The following is a 12,840-nucleotide window of genomic DNA, read 5'->3' on the forward strand; positions in this document are numbered from 1 at the left end:
GAGCCGCTGGATGTGCTCGATGCCGCGCAGGACCGGCTGGCCGGCGGAGCCCATGGCCTGCACGGCAGCCCCCAGGGACTCCCGCTGCCACGCCGGGCAACCGCTAACGTGGGTCAGATGAGCACCCCCGGCCCGCGCTCGCTCGCAGAGGCACTCCGGCTCAGGGACGACCCCTCCCTGGCAGCGCTGTTCCGCGCCCGTCCCGACCTCATCACCCCCGTCCCCACCGACCTCACCCAGCTCGCCACCCGCGCCGGCACCCGCGCCTCGGTCGTCCGCGCCCTGGAGCGGCTGGACCGTTTCGCACTGCAGACGGCCCAGGCCCTGGCGGTGGCGGCGGACCCGGCGTCGTACGGGGAACTGCTCGGCCTGATGACCGGCGACCAGGGCGACCCGACGGTCACCGCGGCGTTCCCCCGCGCCCTCCGCACGCTGCGCGAGCAGGCCTTGGTGTGGGGCACGGACGACACGCTGCGGCTGGTGCGGACGGCACGGGAGCTGCTGGCGCCGTCCCCGCAGCACCCGTCCCCGACGGGGCTCGGGCCGACGGTGCAGGAGGCGACGGCCGGTATGTCTCCGGGCCGTATCCAGGAGATCGTCACCACCGCCGGGCTGCCCTCGACCCACGACTCGGTGTCCGCGGTGGCCGCGCTGACCGGCCTGTTCACCGACCGCAGGCGGATGGCCGCGCTCCTCGCCCAGGGGCCGGAGGAGTCGCGGGAGGTCCTCGACCGGCTGGTCTGGGGCCCGCCGTACGGCCAGGTCACCGCCGACCCCGCACCCCGCCTGCGCTGGCTCCTGGACCGGGGCCTCCTGCTGCCCACGGCGCCCGGCACCGTCGTACTCCCCCGCGAGGTGGCCCTGCACCTGCGCGCCGGTCTCGCGCACCGCGCCACCGAACCGCTCCCGCCCGCCCTCGAACCGACCGCCACGCACCATCCACAGGTTGTGGACACGACGGCGGCCGGACAGGCGTACACCGCGCTGGCCACCGTCGAGGAGCTGCTGAAGGACTGGGACGAGGGCGGGCCGGCCGTGCTGCGGGCCGGCGGCCTGAGCCTGCGCGACCTCAAGCGGACCGCCGTAGCCCTCGACGTCGCCGAGCCGATCGCCGCGTTCTGGGTCGAACTCACCTACGCCACCGGCCTGTTGGCCTCCGACGGCGAGGCCGACGAGCGGTACGCGGCGACCCCGGCCTACGACGAGTGGCTGGAGCAGCCCGCCGCCCAGCGCTGGACCCGCCTCGTGGAGACCTGGCTCACGGCGACCCGGACGGCCGGTCTGGTCGGGGGCCGGGACGCGAAGGACCGTACGCTGTCGGCGCTCGGCCCGGGCCTCGACCGCGGCGCCGCGCCAGAGGTACGACACCGGGTCCTGACCCTCCTCGCCGGTCTCCCGGAGGGCGCCTCACCGTCGCCCGAGTCGGTGCTGGCCCGCCTCCAGTGGGAGCGCCCGCAGCGCCGCGAGGACGACCTGCGCGCCCGGCTCGCCCGCTGGACGCTGTCGGAGGCGGAGATGCTGGGGGTGACGGGACGGGGGGCGCTGTCGGCTCAGGGGAGGGCGCTGCTGGGGGCGCCGAGGGCCACGACGAGGGAGCCCGCCGAGTCCGCCGATTCTTCTGGTTCTTCTGCTTCTTCCGGACCGGGGGACAAACTCCCCGTCCATCACGTGCCGGTCGCCCTCGAACCCCTCTCCTCCGCCGAGCAGGCCGTGGCCTCCGCGACCGCCGCCCGCATCCTCACCCCGCTCCTCCCCGAACCCCTCGACCACGTCCTGCTCCAGGCCGACCTCACGGCGGTGGCCCCCGGCCCGCTCAAGCGCCCCCTCGCCGACATGCTCGACGTCCTGGCCGACGTGGAGTCGAAGGGCGGGGCGACGGTCTACCGCTTCACGCCCGGCTCCGTCCGCCGCGCCCTGGACGCCGGCCGTGCCGCCTCCGACCTGCACGCCTTCCTCGCCGCGCACTCCCGTACGCCGGTCCCGCAGCCGCTGGCGTACCTGATCGACGACGTGGCCCGTAAGCACGGGCATCTGCGGGTGGGCGCGGCCTCGGCGTACGTCCGCTGCGACGACGACGCCCTGCTCAACGAGATCATGGCCGACAAGCGCGCCGCCGCCCTGCGCCTGCGCCGCCTCGCCCCGACCGTGCTTGCCACCCAGGCCGACCCGGCGACCCTCCTGGACGGCCTGCGCGCGATGGGCTTCGCGCCGGCCGCCGAGTCGGCCGAGGGCGACGTCCTGATCACCCGCGCCGACGCCCACCGCACCCCGCCGCGCACGGCCCCCGAGCCGGTCCCCGACGGCCCGCCGGCCCCGGACGCCACGCTCCTCGCGGCGGCGATCCGCGCGATCAGGGCAGGCGACCTGGCCTCCACGACCCCGCGCAAACAGGCCCCTTCGGCCTCCCCCTCCACCGACCTGCCCCGCACCAGCTCCGCCGAGACCCTCGCCACCATGCAGGCGGCCGTCCTGACCGGCGAGGCCCTGTGGATCGGCTACGTCAACGCCGAGGGCGCCGCCAGCCAGCGCGTGATCGCCCCGATCCGCGTCGAGGGCGGCTTCGTGACGGCGTACGACCACACGGCGGACGAGGTACGGACGTATCCGCTGCACCGGGTGACGGGCGTGGCGGAGCTGGCGGAGGAGGCGTGAAGCCGACCTCTTCGTCACCGCTCCACCCGCCTGTCCGGAACTGTTCACCCGGGGCTTCCGGCATCGGCCCGCGGGCAGCGTTTCCTGAACGAGACCGGAACCGCGACCGGCTTTCCGACGAAAGGGACTCCATGGCCACGACGATCCGCAGGGCAGTCATCCCCGCCGCCGGGCTGGGCTCCCGCCTGCTCCCGCTCACCAAGGCGATCCCGAAGGAGATGCTGCCGGTCGGCGACAAGCCGGTCATCGAGCACACCGTCCGCGAACTCGTGGCGTCCGGGATCACCGACATCACGATCGTCGTGTCCGGCGGCAAGGGCCTGATCCAGGAGCATTTCCGGCCGAATCCGGGGCTGGTCGCCCAGCTGCGGGCGGACGGCAAGACGGCGTACGCGGACGCCGTGGAGGAGGTCGGCGAGCTGTCCCGGCGCGGCCACATCACCTACCTCGACCAGCACGGCCCGTACGGCAACGGCACGCCCGTCCTCAACGCCGCCCGCAACGTCGGCGACGAGCCGATCCTCGTCCTGTGGCCGGACGACGTCTTCGTGGCCGACGTCCCGCGCGCCCAGCAGCTGATCCGCGCCTACGAGGCCACCAGCTGCCCGGTCCTCGCCCTGCTGCCCATGGACCCGGCCGACTCCCAGCGCTACGGCGTCCCCCGCGTCAAGGAGGACCTCGGCGACGGCCTCCTGCGCATCACGGGCCTGGTCGAGAAGCCGAAGCCCCAGGACGCGCCCTCCGCCTACGCGGCCATCGGCGGCTACGTCATCACCCCCGGCATCGTCGACGAACTCCGCAAACAGACCAAGGCCTGGTACCAGCACCGCACCGGTGAGATCTACCTCACCGACGCCATCAACGCCTACGCCGCCACCAAGGCCGCCTACGGCCAGGTCATCCAGGGCCGCTGGTACGACACGGGCAACCCCCTGGCCTACCTGACAGCCCAGTTCGCCTCCGCCCTGGCGGACCCGGAGTACGGACCGCATCTGCGACGGCAGGCGGAGCTGGGCGACGGGCGAGCCTGAGACGGCGGAGGTGAGTCTCACCCCGTCCGGGCGAGTGCCTCGCGCATCCCCTCGGTGAAGCGCCGGCCGGCCGGGAGGAGTTCGCCGCTGTCGAGGAGCGTGTCCACGGCACCGCAGGTGTATCCGTGCCAGGTGGCGTACTCCTGCTCGGCCCGGGGGTGCCGCGCGGCCGTGGTCCGTTCGGTGTGCCAGAAGTCGCAGACGCCCAGGTGGGCGTAGGTCCCCTGGAGGAGTGCGTCCAACGGCCGGGGGTCGGGGCGCCAGGGGGCGTGGTAGCGGGCGGACGACGCCGGACCGTGCAGGGGGACCAGGTCGAGCAGGGCGCCGAGCTGGATGTGCAGGAACTCGTGGACCAGGGTGAGGGCGAAGAGCACGGGATCGCCGGGCGGCGAGAGGGCGACGGCGCCGTGGGCCCGGCGGGCCGCGGAACTCACCGACGAGCCGCCCGGCGCGGGGCGCAGCGGCACCAGGGTGGACAGACAGGCGGCGACGGCCCGGGCGTGCCAGGGATGCCGGCGGACCAGGACCCGCCAGGCGCCGACCAGTGCCCGCTGCCAGTATTCGACCTCGTCGGCGCTCTGCGGCTCGGCAGGGGTGTAGCCGTGGACGTCCCTGAAGGGGCCACGGTCGGCCAGCCGCACGCGCAGCGCCACGCCGTCGCACTCGGTGGACAGCTGGTGCGGTCCGGACAACGCGGCCGGTCCGCCGTCGACCAGCTCACCGAACCAGGCCAGGTCGGGTCGACCGCCGTGGGCGCACTCGGCCAGCACGCGGGCCAGGCCCTCGTCCAGATAGGGATGAAGCATCACCGCGCGCCAGCGGTCCGGGTCGTCGCCGTGCATACGCGCCAGTCGCCGGTAGGGCTCGTCGAAGCCGGTGCCGGGGGGCAGCGACCGGCGGACGGCCACCATCATCAGCATGCGTTTGCTGAACTGACCGCGCCTCAGCTCCGCCACGGCCGCGGTGCCGCCGCGGGCGCGGGCGACGGCGTCGAACAGGTCCGGGTCGAAATCGTGCGTGCCGAGGGTGGCGGCGGTGGGCGGGACGGGCACGGGGGCTTGCTCCTCGCGGGTGGGGCCGGCGCGGGGCGCCGCCGTCATCTCGCCGCCGGCTGCGCCGCCGCACGGAGCACCGTGACGTCCCGGCGCAGGCGGTCGGCGATGTGGTCGACGAGAACGGCGAGGTCCGGGCAGTAGACGGACGGTGCGGCGAAGGGGGTCGGCGTGGCCCCGGGATGGTAGCGGTGGGCGTACAGGCCGCCGCCGCAGACCGCCGCGCGGGGGCAGGCGGCGCAGACGGGGGCGAGGCCGGCCGGCCCACGCTGTCGGGCCCGGAAGGCCTCGTGGCGGGCGGCGTCGGCGAAGGTGTGCCGGAAGACGTCCAGGCCGGTGGCGGGGGCCCCGGGGTAGGTGACCTTGAGGCTGTCGGCCTGCTCGATCGTGCCGTCGGTCTCGACCACCACGAGGTCGACCGGGGTCAGTCCGACGACCTCGCTGCGGGCGGTGCCGCCGAGCAACAGCGCCAGGATCTCCTCGAAGAGCCTGATCCCGGTCTCTTGGCGCGGTGCGTCGTACCAGCGGTCGAACACCGCGCACAGCCATCGCGCGTACGGCACCGGTTCCTCGGGGACGGCTCCGGGCGCCCTGCGGGGCGGGCTGGTCCGGTCGGCCAGGCCGGGCGGCGGTGTGTCCCAAGTTCCGTGCGGCAGAAGGAGGTTGAGCTGGGGCGGGGAGAACTCCAACAGCGCCTCGTAGGTCTCCACGGGGTCGGCGGCCAAGTCGACGGTGCACAGCACTCCGGCGTACAGGGCGCGGTGCGGGCCGTCGGCGAGGAGCCGGAGCGCCCATGCCACGTCGGCGTGGCTGCCGCGTCCGTCGGGGCGCCGGCGGTGCCGGTCGTGCGTGGCGGCGGTGCCGTCGAGGCTGATGCCGACACGGACTCCGTGGCGGGCCAGGATCGGCAGCAGTGACGGGTCCTCGACCAGCCGCAGGCCGTTGGTCTGCAGCGTGAGCCGTAGGGCCGCCACCCCGTGCAGGGCGTCGGCGAGTTCACGCAGCATGGCGTCCAGTCGCGCTGCCCCCACCAGCAGCGGCTCGCCGCCGTGCAGGACGACGTGGACCTCGGCCAGGCCGTGTTCGCGTGCGTGCTCGGCGATCAGCGCGGCCGCTCGGCGCACGGCGCCGGGGGCCATGGCGCGGGGGCGGTCGCGCCAGCTCTGGTCCACCGACTCATAGACGTAGCAGTAGTCGCAGGCGAGATTGCAGCGGCTGTGGATCTTCAGCAGGAACTGCCGGAAGGGAACCATGGGCCGGCCTCGCTCGATCGCGCCGGTGCCGCAGCCGCCCCCGCCGACGGCCGGTCCGGCACGGGAATGGGGGGGCTTGGCGGGTGGCCGCATCCTACAGCCCGTCAGCCCGCGGGTACGCCGGGTCCGGACGGCTGCGCCGCCTCCCGTGCGCCGGACCGGTCCGGAGGCGGGCGCGCCGAGGCCGGCCCCGTACCGGCGCTGTGGCCGTCCTATGTCGTCGGCGGCTCGATGTCGGAGTCCAGTCGCGTCCCGCGTGCGATCGCCAGCGTCGTCGGATGGTCCTCTCCCAGGGTGCGCTTCGCGCGTGCCAGAGCGTCTTCGAGCAGTTCGTCCGCCTCCGCGACCCGGTCCAGCTCGCGCAGGCTCAGCGACAGGTTGGAGGCGCTGCCGATGACGTCGTAGTGGTCCGGTCCGAGGGCGGCCAGCAGCCCGTCCCGGGCCCTCGTCCCCACATCGGCGGCCTCTTGGATCCGGCCGGCCGCCACCAGGTCGTTGGCGTGGTTGAGCATGCAGCTGTAGGTGTACGGGTGGGTCTCCCCGAGGACAGTGCGCAGGTGTTCCATGGTGCGTCCCGAGAGCGCGAGCGCCTCGTCGGTGTCGCCCAGCAGTCTGAGGTACACCGACATGTTGTTGGCGCAGACCAGAGTGACCGGGTGCTCCTCGTCCAGGTAGTCCTTGTAACGGGTGAGGGCCCGCTCGGCGTACTCCTTCAGCGCTTTCCTGGTTTCGCCGAGCGCGGCGAGATCGCTGGCCAGGCTGCAGGCGACGGCGAGGGTGTCGTAGTGGTCGGCGCCGTGGGCCACGAGATAGCGGTTGTAGATGTCCTGGTCGATGTCGCGTGCCTCGCCGTAGCGGCCGTCCCGACGTAGGGCGACGGCCAGGTTCTTGCGGGCCCGCAGGGTGTCGCTGTGCCCGTCGCCGAGAAGCTGTTGGTACAGGCGGGTGGTCGTCTCCAACAGACTCAGTGCCTGTTGGAGCTCTCCCGTCTCGCGCAGGTCACGGGCGTAGTTGTTGGCCAGGTTCAGAGTGCGCGGCTTCATGTTGCCCTGGTTCTGCCGCTGCCGTTCGTACGCCGAGCGGTGCAGCTCCAGGGCGGCCCGGCGGTCGCCCGCCAGGTACTCGGACATGCCCAGGTTGTTGGCGTACATCAGGGTGCGCTGGTGGTCCTCACCGAATTCGGCGTACGCCGCCTCATAGGTGGCCCGGTCCAGCTCGCGGGCCTCTTGGTACCGGCCGAGCGCACGCAGGTCGGCGCCGACGTTGCAGGCCGCGGCAAGGGTGGCCGGGTACTCGGCGCCCCTGGTACGGGTGAACCTGCGCATGACGTCGACGTCGAGTTCGTACGCCTCCGCCAGCCGCCCCTGCGAGCGCAGCACGTTGCCCAGCTGGGTACGCAGCAGCAGGGTGTGCGTGTCGTCGGGGCCGCCGCCCGCGAAGCCCGGCCGTGCCCAGCGTTCCAGAGTGCGTACGGCGAGGTCGTGGGCCGTGCCGTAGAGGCTGCGTTTCCACAGGTAGCGCACCGAGTCGGTGATGAGCTTGCGGACCTCGGGGTTGGGGTCGGCTGCCGCCCGCGATGGCTCCAGATGCGGCAGGAGTTCGTCGTACTCGTCCCAGTCGGCGGTGGCCTCGGGGTTGCCCGGGTTGGCGTCCGCCAGTGCGGTGTGGACCACCCCGCGCAGTTCCGTCCAGCGCTGTGCCCCGACTCCGTCCCGGATGACCGCCTGGACCAGCCGGTGCACGGTCAGGGTCTCACTGCCCTGGTCGCTGCGGGCCAGCCCGTACCGGTTGAGGAGGCGCAACAGCTGGGCGACGGCCATCTCGTCGCGGGGTTCGTCCGCGTCCATGGTCAGGGCCCGGGTGACGGCCCGGCCGTACAGCAGCCGCATGGGGATCGGATCGGGGCCGAAGAAGGAGCAGATCTCCAGCATCTCGGCGGCGGCCCGGTCGCGCCTGCGCAGGTCCTCCACCGCGATCTGCCAGGTCCGTGCGGCGGAGTTGGGGTACTCCCGGGGCGGCAGCTGGGTGTGGTCGAGGATGTCGGCGGGGCGGTCGCGGAGTTGGGCGAGGTAGCGGTCGACCGGCATGTTGCTCTCGCTCAGCCAGGTCGCCGTCTGTCCCACCGCGAGCGGCAGGTCGCCGAGTTCGTGAGCGATCTGTTCCGCGTCCTCGGCGGAGAGCAACGGGCTGAACCTGTGCAGCAGTTCCACGCTCTCCGCCCGGGTGAAGACCTCCACCTCGGCCCGGCCCGCACTGTTGACCCAGGCCCGGTCCCGCGAGGTGATCAGCACATGTCCGCCGGGCGGCCCCGCGGGCAGGAGGCCGTCGAGTTCCCTGGGGCTGCCGGCGTTGTCGTACACCAGGAGCCAGCGCTCGTACGGCTGTCCCTGCCCCAGGGCGCGCAGCACGGCCTCGGCGGTGCTGCCCACGTCCTCGCCCTCTTCCAGGTCGAGGTAGGGGGCGAGGTCGGCGAGTGCGGAGCGGATCAGGCCGGGCTGGGCGGCGTTCATCCACCAGACCACGTCGTACGACGATTTGTACCTGTGTGCGTACTCGAGAGCGGTCTGCGTCTTTCCCATGCCGCCGAGCCCGTACAGCGCCTGACTGGGCACGGTGGCGGTGGGCCCGGCGGTGAAATGATCACGCAGTCGTTCCAGCAGTGGGGCGCGTCCGGTGAAGGAGAGGTTGCGGGACGGCAGGCGCTGGGCCGCCGGGATCGAGCCGGGGAAGCCCGGCAGGGCCGTGGCGGTGGCCGAGGCGGATCCGTCCGGGAGGCGGCGGCCCGAGGGCGGCCCGAGGACCGCCAGGAGCTGGTCGACGGCTTCGGCCGGGCCGCTCCGCGTGAGGTCGGCGACCGCACTGTCGAGGTACGGGCCCATGGCCGCCGGGTCGAGGTCCTGGAGACGGACGGCGACCAGGCCGGGGCCGGCGAGCGTCTCGTGTCCGGCCAGCTGGAGGCGGATCGTGGCGGCCCGCGACTGGGCCGCGTACTCCGGCGACAGCAGGGCGAGCACCCGGCCCTGACCACTCAGGGTGCCGGCCACCTCGGGCAGGACACTGCCGTCCGGTGCGACCGTGCTGTGCAGCGAAACCTGGTAACCGACCGATTCCAGCGCCTCTGCCGTCCACTCCGCCCAGACTCGGCCCAACGGCGAGTAGCTGATGTAGATCTGGGTGGGCAGGGTACGGGGTGCCCTCAGATAGGCGGCGCGCAGTTCAGCTCGCCGGTCCCCGGGCAGCGGGGCGAGCCGGCGCACCCGGCCCTCCGAGATCCATTCGGTGAGCCGCTCGAACGCGGTGAGCAGGGAGCGCTCCTGGTGGGGCCGGTCGGCGACCGTGGCGGGGATCTCCTCGTAGGCGTAGAACGCTTTGTAGGGGATCTCGATCTCACCCCAGTAGCGGCTGTGCTCCTCCTGCGGGAGCCAGCTCAGGAAGGGTTCGAACTCGGTGCGGGAGAAGTCCCGTCCGGCTTCCAGCCGCTCGGTCTCGGCCTCCTCGACCCTCATGGGGACCGGCAGCACCTTGATGGGGCGGGGTGCGGAACGCTGCACGGCGGCCGCCGCGTCCACCCCGCCGCGGATGCTCTGGGCGCTCATCGTGAAGCAGTCGACGAGGACGTCGGGCAGGACGATGGTGCAGATCCCGGAGGTGTCGCTCACGCCGGTCCGGCTGTCGATCAGCACATAGTCGTAGGAGGAGATCATCTCCTCGCGCAGTGCCTGGAGGAAGTATCCGCCGCGACGCAGGTCGTAGAAGCTGTGCCAGTTGAAGCTGGTGACGGCGGCGGAGTAGGCGGCCGACTGGCGCCCGGCGGGAAGGAAGTCCAGCCGCCCCCCGGAGGGGAGTTCCAGCAACAGTCCGACGGTGTACGGCGTCAGGTCCGCGGCGGCCCGCAGCCAGTCGTCGGTCTCGGCGGTGGCGGTCGCGGCCGCCCGCGACCCGCGGCCGACGACGGTCTCGCGGACCGTGGGCGGCTCGGGGCTGAGCACGGTGCGCACATAGGCCTGCACCATGTTGATCAGGCCGTCGGACGAGCGCAGTTCCGGATCGACCAGCAGCGGGTGCAGATAGCGGTGCAGGCCCGGGGCCTCCAGGTCCCAGTCGACCAGCAGAACCCGGTGCCCGCCACTGGCGAGGATCCAGCCGACGTTGGCGAGCGCCATGGTGCGTCCGGTGCCGCCCTTGTACGAGTAGAACGTGACGATCTTGCCCGGCCCGGTGGGACTACTGGTCATCGTCTGTGTCCTTCGTGGCGGATGGGCCGCCGGGCGGCTCCTGCGGGGGCGGGGCGGCGTCCTGGTGGGGTGCGGGGGCGGCACCGAGGAACGGGAACCGCAGTGGCGGGCCCGCGGAGGCGGGAGCGGAGGTCGGGCCCGGGATGGCGAGCCCGGTCATCGGGGGCGGGGTCGGACCGGTGGGGAGCCGGAAGGGAGTGGTGCCCTCCATCTCCATCAGCCGGTTCTGGGCCACGGTCAGCATCACGGCGAGTCGGTCGTCGAAGTCCTCCTCGCCCACGCGCACCCGGAACAGGGGATCGTGCGGGTCGTTCTGCCGGCGCCAGTTGCGCCAGAACACCCGGCTGAGGTCCTCCCAGAGATCCTCACCGCCGGACTCCTCGTCGGAGTCATGACAGGGCACGAGGACACCGGTGGCAGGGCGGTTCTGGCCGTCGTAGTCCGCGAGCACATCCCGGTAGGCCGGGGTGCGCGCGGCCCATGGATCGACCAGCAGGATGCTCGTCTGGTTGTTGGCCATCGACTCGTCGAGGCGGCTGCTCAGCGCGGCGTCGACGACCTCGACACTGCTGGTGTAGGGGCCCGACTCCATGATCACCCGCTGGGCCCGGCGAGCGACCGTGGGGTCCTTGGGAGGGTGGTACGGCGTCCATTCCCGCGGCGAGCGCCCGTAGTACTCCGACCGGAGCCGCCCCTCGGGCAACGCGTCGGCGACGCCGGCGGCCAGGAAGATCTCCACGTGCCCGGCACCCGGTGCGGCGGCCCGCCGGTGCCCCGGCACCGGAAACAGGCCGTGCACGTCGCCGAGGTCGAGACCGGACGTGAAGGGCAGCCGGAACCGGTCCGCGGCCATTTTCACCCGGGCGGCGACCTTCTCGACGACCGTGCGGTACTGCTCGCCCATCGGGTTGGTACGGAGGATCTGCATCAGGCCCTGTGCCACGTACTCCTGGCCCATACCGCCCTCGTGGTACTGGAAGCGGGCGATCTCCTCCGGCAGATCCCCCACCATGGGCGCCCACAGCACCGGAACCAGCGCGGGGACGTCGATCTCGGTCTCCCGGCGGTACTCCCGCAGCCTCTCCTGGAAGGCCGTCCACTCCTTGCCGCAGTACTCGCTGTTCAGGTACGCCGGGGAGTACAACGCGACGAAGGCACGGCAGTGCCCGACCGCGGCACCGAGCACCCGCGCCCAGTCATCACCCAGCCCGAGCCCTTCGACGTCCCGGAACGGCGGCTGTGCTGCCGGATCGGCGCCGATCCGGCGGAGCTCCAGCACGAGATCGTCGTAGAACCGCTTGACGAACTCGTCCGGACTGTCCTTCCGCGCGTAGCTGAGGAAGAAGTACGGCTCCTGAACCAAGGCGCCCCCCGATAGCTCCCCAGTCGACCTGACGGTGTGCCACCTGCATGCCGGAGCATGTCCGGGTCATACCCCGAGGGTTGATGACTCAAGCTGTCGGCTTCGGACATCTGCCGGGTGCGCGGAAGAGAAGAAGGGGGAGGGCGGGGATGCGCTCAGATCATCGCGGAATCGAAAGCGGCGTACGGCACCCCGACCGGGTTGACCGCCTCGTCGACCATTCGTCGCAACGCCGCGCCCAGCGCGTTGGAGGGCAGCTCCTCGAGCAAGCCGTCCAGCGCTTCCATGCTCAGGTCTGCGACATCCAGCAGACATGAGTCGATCCGAGCGCTAGCGTCCATCGCCATCCTTCGCACATGAGCGTGCGCTGTTTTAGGGTGCGACACGCGAGACATAGCTCACCCTATAGGGATGGTGCCACCCTGTTCCAGGCACCACAGCCCTCCCCCGGGCCTTGTCGACATCAGGCACACTGGACGTTTGGCCGTACGGAAGGGATGTGCGCGTACGTGAACGGTCCTCTCATCGTCCATACGATTAGACGCGATGCACACATTAACGGATAGGTCCGAGCTGTGGAGCGGTCTACCTGGTCAGTGTGGTTATGCAGGCCCGCTGAGGGAGAGCACCGACGTCGTCACGGAGCGAACGAGGCGTCTGCCCTGGGTAGCGCTGAACGGTGGCACCGGCTAGCGCCGACTCCCAGCGTGCGCAGGACTTCAGGCCCAGTCCGGCTGAAAGTTACAGCTTTCTCTACAGGTTCAAGGGCCCGCGCAAGCGCGGGCTGGCCCCTTGGGCCCGACCCCTCTGCGCCTACGGCGCCGAGGTCGGGCCCCTGGGGCCGCAAGCTAGTTACGGCCCTGAGTAGAAACCGATACGGGCAAGGCCCCGGTCAGAACCATGCCTCCGGCGGGGATCGGCCGGCACCGGGATGGAGGGGGCGCCGTTCGCGGCCGCGGGTCCGTAGTGGTGTGCGCGGGGAGCTCCCATCCCGTCCGCCATCGACCCAGGCAGAGCCGAGCAGACGCGGCCCATGGCGTCCAGGTCGTTCGTACAGCGGCGCGCTCCACCTGGACGCCATGAACCACGCCCGCTCCACGGTGTGTGGGTCGACGGCGGACGGGATGGGAGCTGGGGACGAGGGTGGGTTGAGGAGGGATTACTCAGGTTGAATCCGTGATGTCCGGTGTCTCGATCAGGCCCTGAAGGTCCAGGCCGGTGGTCGGCAGGCAGCCTGTGATCAGGTGCGGCCGG

Annotated in this window: 7 protein-coding genes; 2 read left to right on the plus strand and 5 right to left on the minus strand. The window is 72.3% G+C overall.

Going from position 1 to position 12,840, the window contains the following annotated elements:
• The first annotated feature begins 117 nt into the window (after window positions 1-117).
• A complete protein-coding gene (locus ACWC09_RS51025) occupies window positions 118-2,652 on the plus strand; it encodes a helicase-associated domain-containing protein (protein ID WP_450858993.1) in 2,535 nt (844 codons plus the stop codon).
• A gap of 131 nt (window positions 2,653-2,783) precedes the next feature.
• A complete protein-coding gene (locus ACWC09_RS51030) occupies window positions 2,784-3,683 on the plus strand; it encodes a UTP--glucose-1-phosphate uridylyltransferase (RefSeq protein ID WP_450858983.1) in 900 nt (299 codons plus the stop codon).
• A gap of 17 nt (window positions 3,684-3,700) precedes the next feature.
• Here the strand turns inward: ACWC09_RS51030 and ACWC09_RS51035 are convergent, their stop codons facing one another.
• The 5 genes from ACWC09_RS51035 to fxsA form a co-directional block, all read right to left on the minus strand.
• Complete coding sequence (locus ACWC09_RS51035; RefSeq protein WP_450858985.1) at window positions 3,701-4,735, minus strand: aKG-HExxH-type peptide beta-hydroxylase; 1,035 nt, start codon at window positions 4,733-4,735, stop codon at window positions 3,701-3,703.
• Window positions 4,736-4,779: 44 nt separating this feature from the next.
• The gene (locus tag ACWC09_RS51040; protein ID WP_450858986.1) at window positions 4,780-5,988 is read right to left on the minus strand and encodes an FxsB family cyclophane-forming radical SAM/SPASM peptide maturase; all 1,209 of its coding nucleotides are present in this window, start codon (window positions 5,986-5,988) and stop codon (window positions 4,780-4,782) included.
• Between the two features lie 212 nt (window positions 5,989-6,200).
• Window positions 6,201-10,223 (minus strand): FxSxx-COOH system tetratricopeptide repeat protein, encoded by a 4,023-nt coding sequence (gene fxsT, locus ACWC09_RS51045; protein ID WP_450858988.1) that lies wholly within the window; start codon window positions 10,221-10,223, stop codon window positions 6,201-6,203.
• Window positions 10,213-11,586, minus strand: a complete 1,374-nt coding sequence (fsxC, locus tag ACWC09_RS51050; protein WP_450858990.1) for an FxsC protein — start codon at window positions 11,584-11,586, stop codon at window positions 10,213-10,215. Before fsxC ends, fxsT begins: the two co-directional genes overlap by 11 nt.
• A 155-nt stretch (window positions 11,587-11,741) precedes the next feature.
• A complete protein-coding gene (gene fxsA / locus ACWC09_RS51055; protein WP_450858991.1) occupies window positions 11,742-11,927 on the minus strand; it encodes an FxSxx-COOH cyclophane-containing RiPP peptide in 186 nt (61 codons plus the stop codon).
• Window positions 11,928-12,840: the final 913 nt, after the last annotated feature.

Source organism: Streptomyces sp. NPDC001617 (genome assembly GCF_053596855.1).